Annotated in this window: 20 protein-coding genes and 1 pseudogene; 9 read left to right on the top strand and 12 right to left on the bottom strand. The window is 56.7% G+C overall.

Annotated features, from left to right (window positions below; translation table 11 throughout):
- Nucleotides 1–4: 4 nt before the first annotated feature.
- The 7 genes from H7R56_RS15255 to H7R56_RS15225 all read right to left on the bottom strand — a co-directional run bounded on the left by H7R56_RS15255 (nt 5) and on the right by H7R56_RS15225 (nt 4,725).
- On the bottom strand, nt 5–256 hold the full coding sequence (locus H7R56_RS15255) for an acyl carrier protein (protein ID WP_106928667.1): 252 nt from the start codon (nt 254–256) through the stop codon (nt 5–7).
- Between the two features lie 12 nt (nt 257–268).
- Nucleotides 269–526 carry a phosphopantetheine-binding protein gene (locus H7R56_RS15250; protein WP_182928697.1) on the bottom strand — a complete coding sequence of 86 codons (258 nt, stop codon included), beginning with the start codon at nt 524–526 and terminating at the stop codon, nt 269–271.
- Nucleotides 507–1,322, bottom strand: coding sequence for a lysophospholipid acyltransferase family protein (locus tag H7R56_RS15245; protein ID WP_106928665.1), 816 nt, complete (start codon nt 1,320–1,322; stop codon nt 507–509). Before H7R56_RS15245 ends, H7R56_RS15250 begins: the two co-directional genes overlap by 20 nt.
- Entirely contained in the window at nt 1,319–2,041 is a 723-nt protein-coding gene (locus tag H7R56_RS15240) for a beta-ketoacyl synthase chain length factor (RefSeq protein WP_106928663.1), read from the bottom strand. The genes H7R56_RS15245 and H7R56_RS15240 overlap by 4 nt, the downstream gene beginning before the upstream one ends.
- A gap of 66 nt (nt 2,042–2,107) precedes the next feature.
- A complete protein-coding gene (locus H7R56_RS15235) occupies nt 2,108–3,172 on the bottom strand; it encodes a class I SAM-dependent methyltransferase (RefSeq protein ID WP_106928661.1) in 1,065 nt (354 codons plus the stop codon).
- Nucleotides 3,173–3,201: 29 nt separating this feature from the next.
- The gene (locus H7R56_RS15230) at nt 3,202–4,227 is read right to left on the bottom strand and encodes an IS630 family transposase (RefSeq protein ID WP_040118421.1); all 1,026 of its coding nucleotides are present in this window, start codon (nt 4,225–4,227) and stop codon (nt 3,202–3,204) included.
- Nucleotides 4,228–4,338: 111 nt separating this feature from the next.
- Complete coding sequence (locus tag H7R56_RS15225; RefSeq protein WP_182928296.1) at nt 4,339–4,725, bottom strand: hypothetical protein; 387 nt, start codon at nt 4,723–4,725, stop codon at nt 4,339–4,341.
- A gap of 31 nt (nt 4,726–4,756) precedes the next feature.
- Between H7R56_RS15225 and H7R56_RS15220 the strand changes: the two genes are divergently transcribed.
- From H7R56_RS15220 to H7R56_RS27710, 3 genes and pseudogenes are all read left to right on the top strand, one after another.
- A complete protein-coding gene (locus tag H7R56_RS15220; RefSeq protein WP_174332463.1) occupies nt 4,757–5,737 on the top strand; it encodes an IS5-like element ISKpn26 family transposase in 981 nt (326 codons plus the stop codon).
- An 809-nt stretch (nt 5,738–6,546) separates the two neighbouring features.
- Nucleotides 6,547–7,554: pseudogene (gene benC / locus H7R56_RS27715) on the top strand (benzoate 1,2-dioxygenase electron transfer component BenC); the annotation flags it as partial.
- Between the two features lie 3 nt (nt 7,555–7,557).
- A complete protein-coding gene (locus tag H7R56_RS27710) occupies nt 7,558–9,327 on the top strand; it encodes a cytochrome P450 (RefSeq protein WP_223878929.1) in 1,770 nt (589 codons plus the stop codon).
- Here the strand turns inward: H7R56_RS27710 and H7R56_RS15210 are convergent.
- Nucleotides 9,324–10,241, bottom strand: coding sequence for a helix-turn-helix domain-containing protein (locus H7R56_RS15210; protein WP_106926128.1), 918 nt, complete (start codon nt 10,239–10,241; stop codon nt 9,324–9,326). The genes H7R56_RS27710 and H7R56_RS15210 overlap by 4 nt on opposite strands.
- A gap of 312 nt (nt 10,242–10,553) precedes the next feature.
- On the opposite strand from H7R56_RS15210, the gene H7R56_RS15205 reads away from it, so the two are divergent.
- The 4 genes from H7R56_RS15205 (at nt 10,554) to H7R56_RS15190 (ending at nt 14,748) form a co-directional block, all read left to right on the top strand.
- Complete coding sequence (locus tag H7R56_RS15205) at nt 10,554–12,290, top strand: FAD-dependent oxidoreductase (protein WP_106926131.1); 1,737 nt, start codon at nt 10,554–10,556, stop codon at nt 12,288–12,290.
- Nucleotides 12,291–12,304: 14 nt separating this feature from the next.
- The gene (locus H7R56_RS15200; RefSeq protein WP_106926133.1) at nt 12,305–13,423 is read left to right on the top strand and encodes an NADH:flavin oxidoreductase/NADH oxidase; all 1,119 of its coding nucleotides are present in this window, start codon (nt 12,305–12,307) and stop codon (nt 13,421–13,423) included.
- On the top strand, nt 13,420–13,746 hold the full coding sequence (locus H7R56_RS15195) for an NIPSNAP family protein (protein WP_106926134.1): 327 nt from the start codon (nt 13,420–13,422) through the stop codon (nt 13,744–13,746). Before H7R56_RS15200 ends, H7R56_RS15195 begins: the two co-directional genes overlap by 4 nt.
- A gap of 81 nt (nt 13,747–13,827) precedes the next feature.
- Nucleotides 13,828–14,748, top strand: a complete 921-nt coding sequence (locus H7R56_RS15190) for a helix-turn-helix domain-containing protein (protein ID WP_106926136.1) — start codon at nt 13,828–13,830, stop codon at nt 14,746–14,748.
- Here H7R56_RS15190 and H7R56_RS15185 read toward each other — a convergent pair.
- Complete coding sequence (locus H7R56_RS15185; RefSeq protein WP_106926138.1) at nt 14,745–15,560, bottom strand: SDR family NAD(P)-dependent oxidoreductase; 816 nt, start codon at nt 15,558–15,560, stop codon at nt 14,745–14,747. The two genes, H7R56_RS15190 and H7R56_RS15185, sit on opposite strands and share 4 nt — an antisense overlap.
- Before the next feature lie 151 nt (nt 15,561–15,711).
- Here H7R56_RS15185 and H7R56_RS15180 point away from each other — a divergent pair, with 151 nt between their 5' ends.
- Both H7R56_RS15180 and H7R56_RS15175 read left to right on the top strand, forming a co-directional pair.
- A complete protein-coding gene (locus H7R56_RS15180) occupies nt 15,712–16,317 on the top strand; it encodes a class I SAM-dependent DNA methyltransferase (protein WP_106926140.1) in 606 nt (201 codons plus the stop codon).
- Between the two features lie 241 nt (nt 16,318–16,558).
- Complete coding sequence (locus tag H7R56_RS15175; protein WP_227674718.1) at nt 16,559–16,915, top strand: hypothetical protein; 357 nt, start codon at nt 16,559–16,561, stop codon at nt 16,913–16,915.
- On the opposite strand, the gene H7R56_RS15170 is transcribed toward H7R56_RS15175, so the two are convergent.
- The 3 genes from H7R56_RS15170 to H7R56_RS15160 form a co-directional block, all read right to left on the bottom strand.
- Nucleotides 16,912–18,474, bottom strand: a complete 1,563-nt coding sequence (locus H7R56_RS15170) for an EAL domain-containing protein (protein WP_106926142.1) — start codon at nt 18,472–18,474, stop codon at nt 16,912–16,914. The genes H7R56_RS15175 and H7R56_RS15170 overlap by 4 nt on opposite strands.
- A 181-nt stretch (nt 18,475–18,655) precedes the next feature.
- Nucleotides 18,656–19,432, bottom strand: coding sequence for an SDR family NAD(P)-dependent oxidoreductase (locus H7R56_RS15165; RefSeq protein ID WP_106926144.1), 777 nt, complete (start codon nt 19,430–19,432; stop codon nt 18,656–18,658).
- Nucleotides 19,410–21,194 carry a sodium:solute symporter family transporter gene (locus H7R56_RS15160; protein WP_106926146.1) on the bottom strand — a complete coding sequence of 595 codons (1,785 nt, stop codon included), beginning with the start codon at nt 21,192–21,194 and terminating at the stop codon, nt 19,410–19,412. The genes H7R56_RS15165 and H7R56_RS15160 overlap by 23 nt, the downstream gene beginning before the upstream one ends.
- Nucleotides 21,195–21,435 lie beyond the last annotated feature (241 nt).

Below are 21,435 nucleotides of genomic sequence, written 5' to 3'. Positions count from 1 at the left end.
TGAATCAGGCTTCTTTCAGCAGACGTTCTACCGCGTCAACCACGTCCTGCACGGTACGTACCGCTTTGAACTCTTCCGGTTTGATCTTCTTGCCGGTTTTCTTTTGCAGGTGAACGATCATGTCAACCGCATCGATGCTGTCCAGCTCGAGATCTTCGTACAGGCGCGCTTGCGGCTGAATATCCTGCGGGTCCACTTCAAACAGCTTAACCAGCAGGGCAGAGACTTCGTCGTAAATGGCTTGTTGTTCTGTCATGACGAGCGATCCTCAGGCACGTTGCGCGTGAATGAAAGAGGCCTGCGTGGCAACGGAGAAGAAGTGCTGACGCATCTCTTCGCTTTCCGCTGAAAGCACCACGCCGTACTGATTTTTGACCGCCAGGCCCAGTTCCAGGGCATCAATGGAGTCCAGTCCCAGACCGTCGCCAAACAGCGCCGCGTCGGTATCAATATCGTCTGCGGATAGCTCATCCAGATTTAAGGTATTGATGATGAGATTTTTAATTTCAAGATGAAGCGCTTGCATCATTAAGTCCTATGCCATTCGTAGAATTTGTTTGTAATTTAAGTAAAAGATGCCGGTTTAGCTGCCGTGCCGCCAGCGCCGGTTCTTGTGAATTCGCGTTGTAAAACTGATTGAGCGGCACCCGTTCGCCGACCGCGATGGTGAACACGGGCTTGGTCGGCGGCGCGTCGTACCATTTGCTCTGTTTGCCCAGCATGTGCTCGGTGCAGCGGATAACCACAACGCGCAGGTCGCTGCCGCAGCGTACCGCGATATTGGCCGCCCCGCGCTGAAGCGTCATTTTCTCGCCGGGAACGCTGCGCGTGCCTTCCGGAAAAATCAGAATGGTGTCGCCCTGCTGCAGCCGCTGTCGACTGGCCGGCAGCAGCGCGTCGGCCTGATCGTTAATCAGATAATCGGCGGCACGGATAACGCCGCTGACGAACGGATTATGCAGCAGCGCGCTTTTTACCAGACAGTCGGTCTCGGGCATGATAGAGGCCAGCATCACGTAGTCAATCAGACTGGGATGGTTCGCCACCACCAGACAGCCGCGCTCCTGGCGCAGCCTGTCGGCCCCGGTGATTTGGTAATCCAGTACGCCGACGGTTCTGACCACCGTCAGGAAAAGACGGAAACTGGCGGAGATGCTGCGCCGCGCCAGGCGACGGCGACGCGCTTTGTTGCGCACGACAATCAGCAGCAGGTTGAACCAGATAAGCGACAGCATTAGCCCGCCAAGGCCGAACAGCGCGAAACACACGCCGGTCATTGCCGCGCGCCACAGGCGGTTGAGGCGTGAAAATAGCGTGCTCATGATCGGCTCCAGCGCCACTGCGCGCGTTCGCCGGGAACGGTGAACGTGGCGGCATCCTGGAGATAATGCTGTAAAAACAGCAGGCTTTGCGGCAATGCGCTTTCATCCTGCGGCGCAGCGGGCAGCGTTTCGCATTGCCATGCGTCGCCCGCCTCCAGCACCAGCCCGACGGCAAAAGGCCAGGTGGGCATCGTCGGCGGCAGGCGGTCATGATAAAAGGCCGGCAAAAAGCCATCGAAATCGACCATTAAGATGCGCTGGTAGCCGGCCTGTAACAGGCCTATGACCTCACACAGTCCCTGCTGGAAGGTGTCTCTTCCCGCCGACAGCGACGACGAGACCAGCGGCTTTTTGGCGGCGATGGTCAAATTACCGACCGACGAGTTGTGTACGGAAAGGGCGAAATCGGTGGGCGAGAGCGGCTGCTCGGTGGCCAGCGCCTGAAGAATGCGGAAGTTGCGCTCCAGCTCGCCGTGACGGCTGGTGAACAGCGCGGCATCGATATCCTGTTTGCGCAGTAAAGACAGGCCGCAGTCGACCGCCAGCTTGCTGCCGGAGCTGAGGCGTCGCGCGGTCATCATTGGCAGTTCGCTGGGTTTAGCGAGCGGCGCAGCAGGATCGATGGCATACGGCTGCTGCGCCCATTGCCGCCACTGTTCTGCGTCATTGATGCCCGGCGCGCTGGCCTGCCAGTCAATTATGTTTAATGCAAATTTCATCCACTCGCGCCTAAATCAATGAGTCCATCGGCATTTTTTGAATGCCCAACGCTAAATTATGTTGCCTTAGAATGATTTCTTATGACAAATCAGTAGGGTATGACCAATACCCAGGTTGTCGTGGCGTTCATCTACCTGGAAACCTGCGCGGTCCAGATAGTGATAAAACTTCTCTACGCTATAAAACCGGCTGTTACCGTTCGCCATGCAGGTAAAGTACAGCGAGGTAGCATTCAGGCTAAAGGCCGCCGCTTCAAATTTCTGCGCGTCCCAGAACAGTTCCATAATGCACAGCTTCGCGCCGGGCTTCATTGCGCGGGCGACGTTAGCCAGCAGAGCAATAATCTGTTCGGGCGAAAAGCAGTCAAGAAACTGGCTCATCCACCAGATATCAGCCTCACCGGGCAGCGGGGCAGCGCTTAACATATCCACCGGGTGAAAATTAACCCGATGCGTGAGGCCCGCATTAGCAATATTCGCGCGCGCCAGCGTAATTTGCGGCGGCAGATCTAATATCGTTACCGTAATATTGTCATTGTATTGGCAACAATGCAGCGCCCATTTACCGGTATTTCCACCGACATCATACAATATCGTTGGATTGCTGGCGAAAATGCGCGGAAGCGCCGCCGCGAAGGCTTCATCCGAGTAATAATGATCGAAGGCAAACCAGCTCGCGCGCGCCGATTCCGGCAGCTGAGAAAGCGCGGGATAAATTGTCGGCCAATCGCCAAAAACTTTCAACCCCGAAGGCTTACCTTCTTTTAGCGCCTGTTCCAGAAAAAATAACCCTTGATAGCAAACATCCTGCGTGAAATCCATATTGACGTTAGTCATCTTGTCATGCAGCAGGAAATGGCCGATTTTGGTTAAACAATACGCATCGTTTTGCGCGGTAACGATGCGCCCACTCAGCCCCATATCCAGAAGAATACTAATAGCATATTCATTGAGAGGACATTGCGCCGCAATATCTGACAACGTGGCGCCATTTTTACCCTGTTTATCTAAATAAGCGAGAATACCGGTATTGCGAAGGCTGAGCGCCGTCTGAAATAGCATCGGAGCAAACGCAATTTTCTGGGCTTCCGTTATCGCTTCCAGTGCGCTGAGTGAGTCCTGTTCATACATTGTTTTAGGGTCTATATACCCAATAAACCTCAAGATGCAGGTTTGAGCACCTGAAAATGATCGTTAATTCGGGACGTCAGAAAACCCGCTATCCCCGGTAACGTATGGCTGAAAAATTCAGATATTGCATCCCTGAACTCCCTGCTGTTGCTGAAGTAGCGGTTATTCCGGGCATGTTCGTTCATTAACTTCCACATTCGTTCTATCGGATTCAGGTTCGGGCTGTACGGCGGGAGGTAATGAAGTTTTATATTTACCACCTCCGCCCAGTCTTTCACTAACTGTGAACGGTGATAACCAGCACCATCCAGAATAACATGAACTTTCTGCTGATAATCTGGATAAATTTTACGTATCTCATTGAAAAAACGAGATACGTTGTATTCATTAACCGTTTTATATTCGCAGATTAGCGGATGTTCCGGGGCCTTCAGATTCAGCGCCCCCATGATATTCAGCCGTGTACGACTACCTGTTGTTTTTACCGCTTTTCTCTGGCCTTTACGTATCCAGCCATAACCTATTTTGGTGGCCTGAGTCGGATGGACAGCATCAATAAAAAGAACCGGTTCATCACCTGCGGTGGCTTTGAGTTCCTCATAATATTCAATGAATTGCTTTTGTTTCTCTTCACTGAATTTATGCGGGACGCCTGACGGTTTTTTATAGGTGAAGCCGTTCCGGTGCAGCCACTTATTCATTCCCGGAATGCTGAAAACGATGTTCCATGTCCGCGCGACAAACGCGACAATATCACGGGTATGGTAAAATAAATTGTCGGATAAGTGGCTGATTAAAAAAGCCGTTTGTTCAGCGCTGAGTTTGCTGTCTGAGCCGCCATTTTCGGGCTTCAGCTTGCCTTTGTTCAGAAACTCGCTGATATGGTGGTCAACAGTAGTCTGATGCAGGCGTAAAGCCTGAGCGATCATGGCCGAACTCCAGCCCTCGGAGGCCAGAAGAATGGCTTTAATGCGATCGCAAACGCGCTTATCACGACTGGAGTCATGAAGACGCTCAAGTTCAGCTTTTTGTTGGTCAGTGATAAAGATTTTCATGGGGACAGCATGATCTCCTGTTGCTGAAAAATCAAGCGTCTTCAATGATCACGGGTATACAGAGGGTAAAAGAACCTAATCCCGCAGGTGGCGGGATTAGGCGGCGATAATTTATTGCAGAGCAGCGCTGGCCAGATTGACCTGGATATCTTTGTCGAGGTTTCTCACCCAGCGATTGTAATTCTTGTGAATTTTTCCATCGGAAGCTTTCAGGTTGAAGCTGCTATCGTAAACAATGGAATAGCCCGTTGCGGAGTATTTGATGTTTGCCGTTGCAGAGTGGTCGCGGGCTTTCTGAGTGGCCTTAATCACGCCAGGTGCCGCTTCCGTCATGATCCAATCACGCTGGATGCCCGCCTTTAAGATGGCGTTTTTTACCTGTTCGGCGCTGTGGCCTGCCGATACGACGGTGTTAATTTGTTCAATTGGCGCCGTGCGCGCGCAGCCTGCCAGAATGCTAAGGAAGGTGCGAACAAGTTCCTGATATGAGATCATCATATTCATCCGGAGCGCATCCCAGAGGGACATCATGAGCCATCAACTCACCTTCGCCGATAGTGAATTCAGCACTAAGCGCCGTCAGACCCGAAAAGAGATTTTCCTCTCCCGCATGGAGCAGATTCTGCCATGGCAGAATATGACCGCTGTCATCGAGCCGTTTTATCCCAAGGCGGGCAATGGCCGACGGCCCTATCCGCTGGAGACCATGCTGCGTATTCACTGCATGCAGCATTGGTACAACCTGAGCGACGGTGCCATGGAAGATGCCCTGTACGAAATCGCCTCCATGCGCCTGTTTGCCCGATTATCCCTGGATAGCGCCCTGCCGGATCGCACCACCATCATGAATTTCCGCCACCTGCTCGAGCTGCATCAACTGGCCCGTCAATTGTTCAAGACCATCAATCGCTGGCTGGCCGAAGCAGGCGTCATGATGACCCAAGGCACTTTGGTGGATGCCACCATCATTGAGGCACCCAGCTCTACCAAGAACAAAGAGCAGCAACGCGATCCGGAGATGCATCAGACCAAGAAAGGCAATCAGTGGCACTTTGGCATGAAGGCCCACATTGGTGTCGATGCCAAGAGTGGCCTGACCCACAGCCTGGTCACCACCGCGGCCAACGAGCATGACCTCAATCAGCTGGGTAATCTGCTTCATGGAGAGGAGCAATTTGTCTCAGCCGATGCCGGCTACCAAGGAGCGCCACAGCGCGAGGAGCTGGCCGAGGTGGATGTGGACTGGCTGATCGCCGAGCGTCCCGGCAAGGTAAAAACCTTGAAGCAGCATCCGCGCAAGAACAAAACGGCCATCAACATCGAATACATGAAAGCCAGCATCCGTGCCAGGGTGGAGCACCCGTTTCGCATCATCAAGCGGCAGTTCGGCTTCGTGAAAGCCAGATACAAGGGGCTGCTGAAAAACGATAACCAACTGGCGATGTTATTCACCCTGGCCAACCTGTTTCGGGTGGACCAAATGATACGTCAGTGGGAGAGATCTCAGTAAAAACCGGAAATAACGCCAGAAATGGTGGAAAAAATAGCCTAAATAGGCTGATTCGATGTGTTTGCGGGAAAAAAATCGGCCCAGATCCGCGAAATTTTAATCAGCGAGTCAGCTTGGGAAGAAATGACCTGCTTATTCGCACCTTCCCTAATGAATGTGAAAACGGCGAACCATTTAGCTATTTTATTCATGCTGATTTCCTATCAAATATCACTGTTTATTTTGTTATATGCCAGAAGAGATTGATCGCGATGAAGCCAGAAACAATAAATTCCAGCAAGATATAACATTGTTTGCGTATTGAGTAAAACCCATGTGCAGGCAGCTGATTTATATTTTTGATGATTGTCAAAAAATGCTTCAGTGTATTTAGCCTGTACACGATATACGTTAATTTAAAAAGGTATTATCGGCAGATTGATGCGTTTTGTTAATTTATTTTAAAAGTCGACATATTAGACTGGTTTAATCTTTTATATCTATCACTCCATCGTTTTTTGACGCCGTAGGGAGAATTTTTATCTAAAAAACGGGGTGTTGTATAGCTATTAATTATGATGGGCGTCAGCCGCGGGGTATTAACCCTCATCTGCCGTCGCCGCGGCCGGGGGAGCAAAGGGGCATTCTTCGGGGGAAACGTTTATGGCTCTGCTGACAGCGGATTAAGAAACGTGATCGGTACCGCTAACCCGACGGGATGCGGTTTTTGTCCTGTTTAATGTCATCTCTGTCCGTTGCGCCAGAACCGCATTCAGCATTTGATGAGGCTTCGGATTTTCCGACCGCAACTGCCTGGAGGATAAGAAGAGATGACCCATCAAATTACCCTGCGTTTTGAGGATGGCGCAACGCAAACTCTGCCGTGCCGCGCCGGTGAGTCCGTCGCTGACGCCGCGCTGCGCAATAGAATTAGCATTCCGCTCGACTGCCGTGACGGCGTCTGTGGCACCTGCAAAGCGACCTGTGTATCCGGCGACTACCAGCACGGCGACTACGTTGACGACGCGTTATCGGCCGAAGAAGCCCGCGCGGGGCGAGTGCTGACGTGCCAGATGCGCCCGCAGAGCGATTGCGTCGTGGAGATTGCCGCGGCTTCGCAGGCTGCCGGCGTAGCGACCTATCACGGGCGCATCACTGCCAGCAGGATGCTGTCGCCAACCACGTTAACGTTCTCCGTTGCGCTCGACGATCGTCATGCGCTGAGCTTCCTGCCCGGGCAATACGTCAACGTGCAGGTGCCCGGTAGCGACCAGACACGCGCGTATTCGTTTAGCTCCGGTCCCTCAGACCCTGAAGCGTCGTTTGTCGTGCGCAATGTCCCGCAGGGTCTGATGTCCGAATGGCTGCGTGAACGGGCCCGCGTGGGGGATGCGATAAGCTTTCGTGGGCCGATGGGCAGTTTCTACCTACGTCCGCTTGAGCGCCCGGTGCTCTTTCTGGCAGGGGGAACCGGGCTGGCCCCGTTCCTGTCGATGCTGGCAAAGCTGGCGGATGATGGCGCTGCGTCAATGCCGATACACCTGATTTTTGGCGTGACCCGCGATGAAGATCGGGTGGCGATTGATGTACTGGATGCGTACACGCGGCGCCTGCCGAACTTCAGCTACCGCTGTACCGTGGCCGATCCGCAAAGCAGCCATCCGCATAAGGGCTACGTCACCGCGCATATTGATGCCCGGCAGCTTCACGGTGGCGATGTCGATGTGTATCTCTGCGGCCCGCCGCCAATGGTCGATGCGGTACGCAGCTATCTCGATCGCGAGGGGCTGACGCCGCGTCATTTCTACTACGAGAAGTTCGCCGGTGCAGTCGCCGCGCCAGTGGCGGCAGATGATGAGCCGCCGATCGCGTCTGCGGACGTCGACGATGCCTTTGACCTGCGGCTGGCGCTGGAGCTCGGTGCGGTACAGCTGACCATGGGGCGGCTGAGCGGCGAGCAGCTCACCACCTTCCGCCGTTTGGCCGATGCGACGGCCGAATTTGTCTCCGGGCGGCGCTTCCTGGACGTGGCGGGCTACGCTGCGGCTAACCAGGCCTTCCACCGGTTCTTGATTGAAGCGACCCGTAATGCGCAGCTTATCGCGCTGTATGCCGAGCTGGCGGTGCAGGACTATATCGACCGCGCGTTAACCGCAGGCGTCGAGATTGTTGGCGACATTGTGCAGCAGCATCGGGATTTAGTTTCCGCCTTCGAATTCGGTGATTTAAATGCCGCTCGCGACGTGCTGGCCCAGCACGCCCAGCATTCACGCACCACCATGAATCGGTCGCTGGCGTTGAAAAACGTGCCCTGCGCCGTATTGCCGCCTGTGGCTACACCTCTGCCAGCGTCAGATGCGCCGCGCTGTCCATTTCATGAGCCGGCGCCGCCGCTGCCGCCATACTCAGACGAGCTGGCCTGGCCGCCGGGGCTCGAGCCTTTTAAAGTGGTGGACGACGGCGCACAGGGCGACCCGTATGCACACTACAACTGGATGCGCGAACACGCGCCAGTGCTGCGCTGCCGCTCCGCGACTTCTGACGTCTGGTTTATCTCGCGCTATGACGATGTTTATCAGGCAATCCGCAACCCGAAACTGTTTTCCTCTGAGGTGGTAAGCCCTCCGCCGCTGACGTTCCTCACGCTGTTTGACGCCCCTGGGCATACCCGGCTGCGTAAAGTGGCGCAGCCGTCGTTTATGCCACTGGCCCTGGAGCCGTTTATCCCTGAAATAGAACGTCGTGCCGAGGCGCTAATCGACGGAATGCTTGCCCGTGGCGGCGGCGATGTGGTGGAGGATTTTGCCATTCCGCTGAGTATCGCCACCATTTCGGCGATGATCGATGTGCCGAACGAAGACGAAGAAAAGATGAAGTTCTGGTCTGATGAAACCTTCAGCTACTTCGGGCGTCTGGCGCGCAATGCCCCCGGAACCGGTACCGATGAACAAAGCGCAATGGCCTTCTTCGCCTACCTAAAGGCGGCGATGGAGCGGTTGTATCTCAGCAATAGCCCGTCCATTGGCGGTCATATCGCGCGAATGTGGAAAGCCGGGGAGCTGTCGGAAAAAGAGGCCAAAGAGCTGTGCGCCTTCGTTTTCATCGCCGGGCACGACACCACCACCATCCTGGTGGCCAATGTTTTTCGCATGTTTGCCGAACAGCCGCAGCTGGTGGCGCGCATTCGCGACAATATGGATGACGCCGAACTGTTTGTGGAGGAGGTGGCGCGCTACCGTGGCACCGTACAGCGGGTAAGCCGTATCACCACTGAAGCCACGACGGTGGCGGGGGTCGAGATCCCGAAAGGCGCGGTGATACGCCTGCTGCTGTCGGCGGCGAACCGCGATAGCCGTAAGTTTGCCGATGGCGAAACCTTCAATATCGATCGCGATACGCAAGGCCATCTTGGCTTCGGCAACGGTGCCCACAAGTGCCTTGGCCAGCCGCTGGCGAAGCTCGAAACCCTGATTGCCACGAAGCTGGTGGCGCGTAAGGTCAGCGAGATTCGTCTCGATCCTGCGCGCCCCATCGAGTATGTGCGCGGTAACAATTTGACCAACTCTGGCCCGGCGCACCTGTTTGTGCAGATGCGCGCAAAGGCGGACTAAGCGGAGTGTGACAGGCGGCCCTGCTCCCGAAGGCGGTATTCGGTGGGCCGCAGTCCGGTTTGCTTGCGGAAGAAGCGGCCAAAGTAGGCTTCGTCGCGAAAGCCCAGCTCGCGGGCTATCTGTTTAACGCTGAGGCTGGAGTACATCAGCAGCCGCTGGGCTTCGTGAACGGCGCGGCGGTCAATGGCTTCAATGGCTGAAATGCCGAACGCCTCGCGGCAGATTCGGGTGAGCTGCCCGGCGGAGATACCCATGGCCTCGGCGTAGCGGGCGACCGGCTGACGGCTACGGCAACGCGCATCGAGCAGCAGGCGGAAGCGTTCAATTCGTGCGACCAGGGCCGCACGCGCGGGGTTACCCGTCAGCCGCGCCTTCTCGCTCAGGCGGGCAATTTGTACAAACAGCGCAAGGGTGAGCGCCAGCCCGGCGGTGTACTGCCAGCGTTCCGGATGCGCCGCCTCGCGGCCGATGCCTTCGAAAAGCGCCGCCAGGGGTTCGCCGCGGCGACTGTAGGGATCGACCGTCAGCACCGCTGGTGTACGCACAAAATCCAGCAGTTCGGGCGCGGCGGTCATCGCGACCGATTCAATAGCCGACTGCGCGGTGGTCACTACGTGGCCGTCAATGTCGGCATCAAAGTGAAAACCGTGTACCGAGCGGGCCGGAATAACCACCAGGCACGGCGCTTCCAGCCGCCAGCGCTGGCCATCTATCGACGTCTCACCGCCGCCGCGCGTGATGTACAGCGTTTGGATGAGCGCATCGTGAAAGTGCGGCTCAATTTCGAAGCCAAAGCGGCTGGCGCGCGATGGAATACGTTCATGGTGCACGCTGTCCACCGGGGCATGGCCGGGCTGCGCGCCGTACAGCGCGTAGTTGGGCAGGTGGCGACGGGCGCTGGCGTTAGCGGGCATGGTGCGGGTTTTGTCCGGTTGTCATGGGCGACTCCAACGATGAGATGACCTGTTATTCGGCGGTAAAACGGACCCGGGCGCAAGCGCTGAATATTCATCTTGTGATGTGGCGAGGGTCGGCTCAGCGGCGCTTCTCTATGGCAGCACGGGCGTAAAAGTTGCGCCAGCACACACTTCCTGGCAATTGTCGAAAAGTGCAGGTTTTGGCGTGAAAGTGCCCTTCTTTTTCCCGGTAGGGCTGTGAAAAATGCACATGTAACTTTTTTGCAACATCAATGGAACGATCGGAATCCTTCATCTGCGAGGTACCCTATGGCTGTAGAACTTCCTGCTCGTGAGTGCGATGTGCTGGTGATTGGCAGCGGCGTCGGCGGGCTGTCCGCGGCGGTGACCGCTGGCCTGAACGGGCTGAGCGTTCAGGTTATCGAAAAAGACGCGGTTTTTGGCGGCACCACCGCGTTTTCGGGCGGCGTGCTGTGGATCCCTGACAACCATCTGGCGCGTCAGCAGGGCATCGATGACAGTCAGGCCGCGGCGCGTACCTATTTGCAGGGGGAGGCGGGCGACAGCTTCCGCCCGGAGGTCGTCGACGCTTTCCTGAAAAACGGGCCGGAAATGCTGCGTTTTTTTGAAGAGCATACCCGCTTTCGCTGCAACCTGTATCAATACCCCGACTATCATCCCGACGCGCCCGGCGGCGTTATGCGCGGCCGTTCGGTGGTACCGGAGGCATTTGATATCCGCGAGCTCGGTGACGCGATGCCGCGCCTGCGCAAGCCGCTGCGGACCATCACCTTTATGGGAATGATGTTCAGCTCGTCCAATAACGATCTCAAGCACTTCTTTAACGCGACCCGTTCGCTGAAGTCGTTTACCTACGTCGTGAAACGCCTGAGCCGCCACCTGCTGGAGGTGGCGCGCTACGGGCGCGGTATTACCGCTAACGGCGGCAACGCGGTCGTCGCCCGGCTGGCTTGTTCTGCACGGGATCTTGGCATCCCTATTCACACCGGCGTGGCGGCAAAAGATCTGATTGTCGAGCAGGGCGCGGTGCGCGGCGTTGTGGTTGAACGCGGCGGTGAACGAATCACCCTGTACGCCCGCCGTGGCGTGGTGCTGGCTTCCGGCGGCTTTGCCCGCGACGAGGCGAGGCTGAAAAAACTGTACCCGCACGTACAGCGCGGCGGTGTTCAGCTGTCGCCGACGCCGCCGGGCGTCGATACCGGCGACGGCATTGCGATGGCCGAACGAATCGGCGCCCGCTTTGATGACAGCTACCCAAACGGTGCGGCGTGGATCCCCGCGTCGAAGGTGCAAATTGGCCGCCAGTCGTATGTCTTCCCGCATCTGGTCGACCGCTACAAGCCCGGTTTTATCATGCTAAACCGTCACGGCGTGCGCTTTTGTAATGAGGCGGATTCCTACCACGACGTCGGGATCGCCATGATAGAAACCTGCCGTGACGATACGGAAACCTTCGCCTGGCAGATCTGCGACCGCCGGGCGCTGCGCAAATACGGTATGGGCTTTGCCAAACCGGCGCCGATACCCGTCTCGCTGTACCTGAAAAACGGCTATCTGCTCGAAGGTAAAACGCTGCACCAGCTGGCGCAAAAAATGGGCGTGCCGCCTCAGGCGCTGGAACGCACCGTCAGCGATTACAACGCCGCCGCGCGGCAGGGACTGGATCCGCAGTTTGGCCGTGGTGAATCGGCCTACAACCGCTATCTCGGCGACAGTCACCATCAGCCTAACCCTTGCGTGGCGCCGATAGAACAGGGGCCCTTTTATGCGGTGAAGCTGTATATGGGCGATCTCGGCACCTTCCACGGCCTGAAAACCGACGCCGAAGCGCGAGTGCTGGACAACCAGGGGCGGGTGATACCGGGCCTCTATGCGGCCGGCAATGAAATGGCGAGCATCATGGGCGGCAGCTATCCCGGCGCGGGGATCACGATTGGCCCCGCGGCGACCTTTGGCTACATCGCCGCCCGCAGTATGGCGGCACGCGGTGAAACGGCGGTACAGCCTGCACAAGCCGCCTCATGAATCAGGAGAACATCATGTCGACACTTTTCAGTTCATTACGGGTTGGCCCGCTAACGCTGGCTAACCGTATCGTGGTTCCGCCCATGTCGCAGTATTCCGCGCGGGCGGACGGCATCGCCACTCCGTGGCATGCTCAGCATATTGGCGGGCTGGCCGTTTCCGGCGCGGGTATGGTGATTTGCGAGGCCAACGGCGTGACGGCCGATGGCCGCATTACCCCGCACTGTCTGGGGCTGTGGAATCACGATCAGGCGCAGGCGCTGCAAACGCTGCTGGCCGGTATTCGCACCTACAGTTCGACGCCGATTGGCGTGCAGCTTAACCATGCCGGGCGTAAAGCGGGCACCAACGCGCCGTGGCGAAGCCAGGGCGCATCGTTGAGCGATGAAGAGGGCGGTTGGCCGACGGTTGCGCCGTCGGCGATTGCCTATAAACCCGGCTGGCGCGTACCGCAGGTGCTGGACGTGACGGGTATGGCGCGCATTACCCAGGGCTTCGTCGATGCCGCCCGCCGGGCGCTGGACGCGGGAGTCGACTTTATTGAGCTGCATGCGGCCAACGGCTATCTGCTGAACCAGTTCCTCTCGCCGCTGAGCAACCGACGCGAAGATGACTACGGCGGCAGCCCGCAAAACCGTATGCGCTTTCCGCTGCAGGTGGCTCGCGCGCTGCGCGAGGTCTGGCCGAAAAACCGCGCTCTCGGCGTCCGCTTCAACGGCGGTGAATTTGCCGAAGGCGGTCTGTCGCTGGATGAAGCGGTGCTGTTTGCGCGTGAACTGCACGCGCTGGGCTATGATTATCTCCACGTTTCCGGCGGCTATAACATCTACAGTCAGACCCCGGCGGCCGACCAACCGGGCTATATGGTGCCGTTCGCCGAAGCGGTGAAAAAGGCGCTGCCGCAGGCGGTAGTCATTACCGTTGGGCTGATTTATGAAGCGCAGCAGGCAGAGGCGATCGTCCAGGATCGGCGGGCGGACCTGGTGGCGATTGGCCGGGGGATGCTTGACGACCCGAACTGGCCGATTCATGCGGCGATAGCCCTTGGGGAAAACCCGCCCTGGCCAAAACCGTATGACCGCTTCGGGCCGCTGGGCTGGCCGACGCACCGTCCGCAGGAGGCCAGAGGATGAATCTGCCGCTTATCGATCACCGGATCTACACGATTCGTCCACGTAAAATGAATGACTTTATCGCGGTGTTTGACCGCCTGGCGATGCCGGTGCTGCGCGAAACGCTGGGGAATCCTTTGGGGTTTTACACCAGTTTTGTCGGGCCGCAGAACCAGTTCGTTCATCTGTGGGGCTATGAAAGCCTCGCGGAATATGAACGTCGCAGCCTGCTGCGCGATACGCATCCGGATTTTGCCGCCTACCTTAAAGCGTCGGAGCCGTATATTGTGGCGCAGGAGACGCGGCTGATTCGCGCCACGGCAATGCCGTCGGTAGCGGGGTAGTTTTGTGCGGCAATAACCCTCACCCCTTTGTGGAGAGGGTTAGGGTGAGGGGAAACCGCTCATCACACTCACGGAGGCACCATGAACCTGACCAACAGCATCCCGGTATTCAAGCTGTACGGCGAAAGCTGGCACTGGCCGACGCCGGATCTGCTGCACTGCGAATCGATTCAAAGCCGCAGTAGCCTCTATGACTGGAGCATTCGCGCCCATCAGCATAGCGATCTGGTGCAGATCCTCTTCGTGCAGCAGGGGCAGGGGGACATTGAAATTGAAGGTGAGCGTCGTGCGTTCTGCGGGGCCTGCGTGCAGATTATCCCCGCGCTCTGCGTGCACGGATTTCGCTTTTCGCCGGGGACGCAGGGGTTTTCCCTGTCGCTTGCCGCCCCGCTGGTGGCGCAGCTCGAGCGGCAGTTTGGCCGTGCTTTACAGGTGCTGAATCAGGCCAGACGCGTAGCGGTCGGCGAGGCCGCTGACTATCTTCATACGCTGTTCCACACGTTACAGCAGGAGTATCAGTCCGATAGCGAGGCGCGCGATATGATGCTGCATTCGCAGCTTAGCGCACTGGTGGTGTGGCTGAACCGACGCGGTGCGACGCCGGTGGAAGTGAGCGATAAAGTAGAACGCAAACGGGCAACGATTCGCCGTTTTAATCACCTGGTGGAAAACCACTATCGCGAGCATCTGCCGCTGGCGCACTACGCGAGTCAAATTGGGATGTCCGGCGTGCATCTCAACACGCTGTGCCGCGAGTTCCATGGCTGCAGTGCGCTGAGCGTGCTGCACCACCGTTTGCTGCTGGAGGCGAAGCGCAGCTTGCTGTATACCAGCATGACCGTCAGCCAGATATCCGACTATCTCGGTTTCAGCGACGCCACCTATTTCTCTCGTTTTTTCCGCCGCAGCACTGGTTTTTCACCGCGCGATTTCCGCGATAGGCCATCCGATACCGGCGTTGAACCTGCCCGAACGACGTCGCCGGGCAGGTCTTTCGACTAGCGGGTGAAGCCCGGGCGCGGCAGCTTGCCCATCAACATGGTCGGCAGGCCGCCGTCGACGCCAATTTCCGCCCCGTTGATATAGCTGGATTTTTCACTGAGTAAAAACAGTACCGCGTTGGCGATATCTTCCGGCCTGCCGATGCGCTGGCTGGCGGTAAAGGCCTCGCGGCTCTCGCGCACGCCAGGCTGAGCGTAGTAGTCGGCAGTCAGCGCGGTTTCAATCATCCCCGGTGCCACCAGGTTACTGCGAATGCCATCCTGACCCCATTCCACGGCAATCTGTTGCGACAGCAGCCCGACGGCGGCTTTGCCGGGGCTATAGGCACCGCTCCACGGCTGCGGAATGCGCCCGGAAATCGAGCCGATATGGACGATGCTGCCGCGTTTGGCCGCGCGCATATCGTGGGCAAATTCGCGGGCGCACAGCAGATAGCCGGTGAGATTGACGTTGAGCTGCGTTTGCCATTGCTCAAGGCTGATGTCCGCTAGCCCCGCGGGGCGTAAAATACCGGCCGCATTGACCAGCCCGTCGCACGAACCGAGCAGCGAACGCACGCTCAACGCCGCCTCTTTGACCTGCGCTTCGCAGCTGACGTCACAGGCCACCGCCACCCGTTTTCCCGGCAGGTGTTCAAGCTTCTGGCGTACCGCATCGCCGCGCTGCGGGTGACTGTCGAGCAGCGCAACGTTAGCGCCCTGCTGGGCCAGCGCCGTGGCGATGGCTTCGCCAATGCCGCTCGCCGCGCCGGTGACGGCAAATACCTGGCCGCGCAGGCCCAGCCAGTCCGGGGATGCTTGTAATTCTGTCATGGTTTTCTCCACGTTTTCATAGGGTACAGATGCCCTGACATTGTTTGGCGCACGGTGGGGAAAGGAAAGGCACGAACGAAAAGCAGATGGGGACTTTTGAATACGATTTCGCTAACCTGTGCGTTCATTCACCTTTGTCATGAGGCCCTGGATGGACCATCCTGCCGCGCAGCACATTCTCGGTCTTTATCAGCGTCACGCCGACGCCTTCGTGCGCTTACGTTCGCGCGCGCTGTTTGAAAAAAGCTGGCTGGATGCCTTCCTCGCCGCCGTTGGAAAAACGGGGCATATTCTGGATATCGGCTGCGGTACCGGCGAGCCTATCGCCGCCTATTTTATGGCTCAGGGGTACACGCTGACCGGCGTTGATGGCAGCGAGGCGATGCTGGCCTATGCCTGCGCGCAGTTTCCAACGCAGCGCTGGTGTCTGCAGGACATGCGTGCTCTGGCGCTGAAGGAAACCTTCGATGGCCTGGTTGCCTGGGACAGTTTTTTCCATCTCTCGCAGGGCGATCAGCGGGCGATGTTTGCGGTTTTTGCCCGCCACAGTCATCCCGGGAGCGCATTGCTGTTTACCAGCGGCCCCGGTGACGGGATTGCCATGGGGGAGTTTGAAGGCGAGCCGCTGTTCCACGCCAGCCTGGCCCCCGAAGAATACCGCGCGCTGCTGGCAGAAAATGGTTTCACGGTGCTGGCGATGCGCGCGGAGGACCCGGAATGCACCGGGCATACCGTGTGGCTGGCGAAGCGAGAATAGCGCGGCGTTGCCTGGTGTGTGGCACCTGCGGAAATAAAGGGCGGAAGTTTTGCATCCTCTGAAATAAAATAATTCACCATTCAGGAAAGTATATTTCCGCTTATTTTTTATAATATTGTGAAGTGTATTTAATTTCTAAAATTGCATTTTCATTTATGCATTTTTATTGCGCGAGAACAAAAAAAACGTATTCATTAGATCGGTATGGTAGCGCCTCAAATTGAGTCTGCTTACCTGTAAAATGATGAAAAACCTGCTGTTATTATTATCTCTTATTTTTGTTTCAACCCCTGCTTCGGCCCTTAATTTTACCTCTACGGCGCTGCATCTTAATTGCCCATCGCGCGGGTTGGTTGAAATTACCCTGCATGTCTATGACCACGTATCCGAACTGTGGCAGGGGCATTATGAAGTGGGGTCCGGCCATCGTAAGCACGATGGCGTCGTGCTGGTGAGCTTTACGAACGGCGACAGGCTGGTTCACCGCAGCCGCACCGATGAATTTTTGTACCGCTACGCGGGGCAAAAAACATGGCAGCACTGCCGGAAGCTCTCCGAAGGCCCGCTGCATGTACAAACGCTGGCCTATCACCACTAGGCATGATGTGCTTGCAGGTTCTCTTTCGCCCAGCGAATAAACGCTTTCTTGTCCAGCGCCTGGCTGAACAGCCAGCCCTGGCCGTACTGTACGCCGTGGGCTCGTAGCCATTCGCGCTGAGCAGGTGTTTCAATCCCTTCTGCCACCATTGTGAGGTTGAGCGATTTCGCCATTTCGATGATGTGGCCGATCACCCGATTATGTTCCAGCGCGTCGACGAAGAATTTGTCGATTTTCAGCGTGTCGACGTCCAGTTCCTGCAAATAGCTGAGGCTCGAATAGCCGACGCCAAAATCATCAATAGAGAGGGTGTGACCCATTTCCCGGTAGGTCTGAATCATCGGGCACGCGGTTTTGGGCATCACCATATCGCGCTCGGTGATTTCGATGGCAATCTGCTTGGGGGATACCCGCCAGCGCGCGAGCTGTTGCTTAATCAGCGCCGGTAGGGACGGCGAACTGAGATCGGCGGCGGAAATATTGATCGAAATATGCTGCTGCGGATGCGCCGCCAGCCAGTTGCCCAGATCGTCAAATACCGAGCGCACAATGTACTCGGTGAGCTGACTAATGACGCCGGTCTGTTCAGCGAGCGGGATGAATATATCCGGCGGCAGCCAGTTGCCGTCCGGCTGTTGCCAGCGCGCTAGCGCTTCTGCGCCAACGATACGCCCGCTGTTCAGGTCAACCACCGGCTGATAGTGGACGGAAATCTCTTGCGCACGGATGGCGTCGAGAATGCGGTAGTGTGATGAACGCAGGCGACGCAGGACCCGCAGCATCAGAAACGCCGCGATAACGCTCAGGAGAACGCCAAGCGGAACCCACACCATCAGTTGGTGACGCAGGCTGGACTCCATCGGCTGCTGGGAAGACCAGGTCAACAAAATTGCGCCTACCGTCGGCAGATGCTGCTGGCGGTACACCGTACCGTCTTTTTCTATCGTCGACTGAAAAACATGCAGATTATTGAGCCAGAAATCGGGCGCGATAGCGGCATTGCTGGCGATCACCCGATGCCCGTTTTCACTAATTAACGCAGCGTGAATGGGGTAGTTAGGGTGCGGCAACACGTCAATCAGTGAATCGGGATCGACGATAGCAACGTAGCGACCGTTGCTGACGGCCACCATTTTGTCATCGGTTTGTAGGTCGTGGCGCGAGGTCAGCCAGACGTGATAGCCCCCAGGCGCGGTGAATTCGGAGTCAGGCACCTTCTCTGCCAGCGTATTGCTCAGCAGGGCGCAGGGAGACGCAGCGTTCTCAAGGTAGAATACGCCCTGTACGTACTGATGAAGGTAGGAAACCTTCTGCAATTGACGCAGGTGCGCCAGGCTACAGAGTTCGCCTTGAAAACGATCGACTTCTTCCAGCGCGTCGCGGGTCTGCTGCCTCACGCGTTCGGAGCGAGCAATCACGCGTTCAGTATAGCTATCCAGCTCCTGATTAAAGAGTTCGTGGGCCTGACGGTGGGCTAGCCAGAGGCTGAGCGTAATGGGCAGGAAGATGAGGATAATCAGCACGCCCGTGATTATGCTCACCAGACGCTGCGTGGTCATCATGATTCCTTAGTGCTCGAGCGGGAGGTTAGTAAGCAAACGATTAGCGACGGATTATATCGTTGGTCAGACCCCATAGACTATAACAATATAAAGATTGTACCTACTATTCTGTGACTTTCGGATTTTTGCTTGATACGAAATACCCCTTCAGAATTAACTGAAGGGGCGTCTTTTGCGTTTATGGCGCTATTTGTCCACCGTTAACGTCCAGGATCTGTCCGGTTATGTAGCCGCTACAGGCATGAGATGCGAAGAACAGGAACGCGGGCGCCACCTCCTCGGCGTAGCCGAAGCGGCCCATCGGAATACTAGCGGCAATTTTCGCCCGCAGCTCGTCGCTTTTGCCGTCGTGAAAGGCGGTATCGATAGTCCCCGGTGAAACGATATTGAAGCGGATACCGTCGGCGGTGAACTCTTTCACCCAGTTGCGGTGAATATCGTGGAGCCACGCTTTTGATGCGGCATAAATCCCCGCGCCAACGCCGCCGCCCTCGCGTCCGGCGATGGAGCCCGTGCTGATAACACAGCTGGTTTCTCCGCGGGCTTTTGCCGATGCGCGCAGATGCGGAATGGCGAATTTTGTCATCATCAGCGCCGAGCGGGCGTTGAGGTCCATCACCCGATCGTAGAACGCATCGTCAATGGCTTCCAGATTGGCGCGTCCCCCCAGGCCGCCGGCGTTGTTGATCAATATGTCCAGGCCGCCGAAGCGGGCAACAAATGCATCAACCAGATGCGCACAGTCGTTCGAGCGGGTGATATCGGCCTGGAAAAACTCCACCTCACCGCTGTACTGACGTAGTTTGTCCAGGGTTTGTTGCAGCTCCGGCGGTGCCGTATGGCTGTTGATGCCGACTTTAGCCCCCTGGCGAACGAACGCCAGCGCTGCGGCCAGCCCCATACCTGCGCTAGACCCGGTAATTAATACGCGCTTATTTTTCAGGTCGGTAAACATAGTTGCTCCCTTGTGTTGAAGAATCAGAAGAGGCGCTGCGCCACAGTACGTAGCCGAAGAGCATGATGGCGGTTGCGCTAAGCAGGAACAGCAGGCGTCCCCACAATGGATTTGGAATCAGGATCATCAGCAGCATACAGAGACCCATGGCGAGCGAAATTTTGCCGATTTTGCTACGTTGCAGCTGGTCGAAACCGTCCTGCTCGTGGTCGGCATACACCGGTGTTTCCATATTGCTGAAGAAGGTGGCGAGTACCGAAGCGCGTGCTTTGCCCGGCTCGCGGTAGAACAGCGTCGACAGGCAGAAGAAGCCGCCGGTGAACACCAGGTGACAGAAAATATTCCAGACGGCGGACAGGTCTTTGAGTTCACGGTTAGTCAGCGTCAGGCCAAGCGTATCGGTGACGTCTTTCACCGTGATCCAGTGGGTGATGACGTAAGAGACGATCAGACCAAATACCACCGTGCCCCACGCCGACCAGTCCGGCGTTTTACGGATAAACATCCCGAAGAACAGCGGTACGATAATCGGCGCGGAGGCCAGCGTTCCCACCTGAATCATCAGATCGAACAGGCTTAGCTCTTGCAGTGACTGCATATACTGTGCGACCAGAATCACCAGCACGCCGTTGACGATGCAGGCGGTTTGCCCCACGCGCAGCAGGTAGCGCTCGCTTTTCGCTTCATGACGATTCACCACCGGCGTCCAGAAGCTGCGCACAAAGATCCCCGAGTTGCGGTTGAGCGCGGTATCCATTGATGACATGGTGGCCGCAAACAGGCCAGCCATCAGCAGCCCGACGGTTCCTTCCGGCATGGCGCGTTCAGCAAACACCAGGTAGGCCGCATCGGTGGCGTTTTTTCCCAGTTCAGGGTGCGATTGGGCCATATCCGGATAGAGAATGGCGGTCGCCCATGGCGGAATGAACCAAATCAGGGTGCCGAATAGCATCAGGAACAGGGCAAACAGCGCGGCTTTCTTGGCGTTGGCGCTGTCCTTAGCGTTCAGGTAACGATAGGAATCCTGCAGGTTATTAAAGCTTTGCAGCTGCTTCACAAAGAAGAAGGCGAAGCAGACTATCAGGATCAAGATATAGTGCGGGCCGGTGTCCGGGCCGGTAAAGAAGCCGGACGGAAATTCATTGACCATGTTGACCGGTCCGCCCACTTTAAACAGCGCCACCGCCGCACAGACCACCGAAATAATGGCGACGATCAGCGTTTGTACGAAATCGCTCGCCACGACGCCCCATGAACCGCTCAGTAGTGAAATGAGCAGCACCACCAGCCCGGTGATCCACAGGGTTAACGTTAAGTCATACTTAAAGACCGCGCTGGCGAACACCGCCAGGCTGTTAAGCCACACGCCCGCGTTCAGGATGCTGAGCGGAATCAGAATCCAGGTGAAGAACTGCTCGTTTTTCGGCCCAAAACGCTGGCTGATAGCCTGCGTCGGTGTATCGACGCGCAGTTGACGAAAGCGGGTAGCGAACCACCACCAGCCGACGATGTAGCCAATAATGTTCCCCGCAAAGACGCCTATGGCCGTAAAGCCGTAGCGATAGGCCTGACCGGCGGCACCGGTGAAGGTCCATGCGCTGAACTGCGCCATGAACGCCGTTGCGCCCACCATCCACCACAGCATCCTGCCGCCGCCGCGGAAGTAGTGGCTTGCCGAACCGGTTCCCATCTTCTTAAACGCGTAGCTGATAGCAATCATCAGTACGAAGTACACGACCATCACAATAATGTTGATATCCATTATGTCCACACTCGCTTGTTGTATCAGGAGATGAGGTATTATTTGTCATTTAGTATGACTAATAAAATTGCGGTAGACCGTTTTGCGAGCGGGTTCAATTTTTGGCGTTTAAAAGGGAGTTACTTGTGATCTGCGTTGAATAATTAAACAATGTGGCGTGAAAATAATCCGTATTAGTATGACTAAATGTCTTATTGAGTGAACTATCGATGGTTAAATGTACGGAAAAACCCGATAAAAT

The sequence above is a fragment of the Klebsiella sp. WP3-W18-ESBL-02 genome, assembly GCF_014168815.1.
In the GTDB taxonomy this organism is placed as follows: Bacteria; Pseudomonadota; Gammaproteobacteria; order Enterobacterales; family Enterobacteriaceae; genus Kluyvera; species Kluyvera ascorbata_B.
This window is presented reverse-complemented; position numbering and strand designations above follow the sequence as displayed.

Excerpts from the sequence above, each read along its gene's own strand:
- H7R56_RS15245 (WP_106928665.1), bottom strand. The coding sequence starts at position 1,322 with ATGAGCACGCTATTTTCACGCCTCAACCGCCTGTGGCGCGCGGCAATG.
- H7R56_RS15225 (WP_182928296.1), bottom strand. The coding sequence starts at position 4,725 with ATGATGATCTCATATCAGGAACTTGTTCGCACCTTCCTTAGCATTCTG.
- H7R56_RS15200 (WP_106926133.1), top strand. The coding sequence starts at position 12,305 with ATGTCGACACTTTTCAGTTCATTACGGGTTGGCCCGCTAACGCTGGCT.
- H7R56_RS15220 (WP_174332463.1), top strand. The coding sequence starts at position 4,757 with ATGAGCCATCAACTCACCTTCGCCGATAGTGAATTCAGCACTAAGCGC.
- H7R56_RS15185 (WP_106926138.1), bottom strand. The coding sequence starts at position 15,560 with ATGACAGAATTACAAGCATCCCCGGACTGGCTGGGCCTGCGCGGCCAG.
- H7R56_RS15240 (WP_106928663.1), bottom strand. The coding sequence starts at position 2,041 with ATGAAATTTGCATTAAACATAATTGACTGGCAGGCCAGCGCGCCGGGC.
- H7R56_RS15235 (WP_106928661.1), bottom strand. The coding sequence starts at position 3,172 with ATGTATGAACAGGACTCACTCAGCGCACTGGAAGCGATAACGGAAGCC.
- H7R56_RS15190 (WP_106926136.1), top strand. The coding sequence starts at position 13,828 with ATGAACCTGACCAACAGCATCCCGGTATTCAAGCTGTACGGCGAAAGC.
- H7R56_RS15180 (WP_106926140.1), top strand. The coding sequence starts at position 15,712 with ATGGACCATCCTGCCGCGCAGCACATTCTCGGTCTTTATCAGCGTCAC.
- H7R56_RS15205 (WP_106926131.1), top strand. The coding sequence starts at position 10,554 with ATGGCTGTAGAACTTCCTGCTCGTGAGTGCGATGTGCTGGTGATTGGC.
- H7R56_RS15175 (WP_227674718.1), top strand. The coding sequence starts at position 16,559 with ATGATGAAAAACCTGCTGTTATTATTATCTCTTATTTTTGTTTCAACC.
- H7R56_RS15195 (WP_106926134.1), top strand. The coding sequence starts at position 13,420 with ATGAATCTGCCGCTTATCGATCACCGGATCTACACGATTCGTCCACGT.
- H7R56_RS15250 (WP_182928697.1), bottom strand. The coding sequence starts at position 526 with ATGCAAGCGCTTCATCTTGAAATTAAAAATCTCATCATCAATACCTTA.
- H7R56_RS15165 (WP_106926144.1), bottom strand. The coding sequence starts at position 19,432 with ATGTTTACCGACCTGAAAAATAAGCGCGTATTAATTACCGGGTCTAGC.
- H7R56_RS15255 (WP_106928667.1), bottom strand. The coding sequence starts at position 256 with ATGACAGAACAACAAGCCATTTACGACGAAGTCTCTGCCCTGCTGGTT.
- H7R56_RS15210 (WP_106926128.1), bottom strand. The coding sequence starts at position 10,241 with ATGCCCGCTAACGCCAGCGCCCGTCGCCACCTGCCCAACTACGCGCTG.
- H7R56_RS15170 (WP_106926142.1), bottom strand. The coding sequence starts at position 18,474 with ATGACCACGCAGCGTCTGGTGAGCATAATCACGGGCGTGCTGATTATC.
- H7R56_RS15230 (WP_040118421.1), bottom strand. The coding sequence starts at position 4,227 with ATGAAAATCTTTATCACTGACCAACAAAAAGCTGAACTTGAGCGTCTT.
- H7R56_RS15160 (WP_106926146.1), bottom strand. The coding sequence starts at position 21,194 with ATGGATATCAACATTATTGTGATGGTCGTGTACTTCGTACTGATGATT.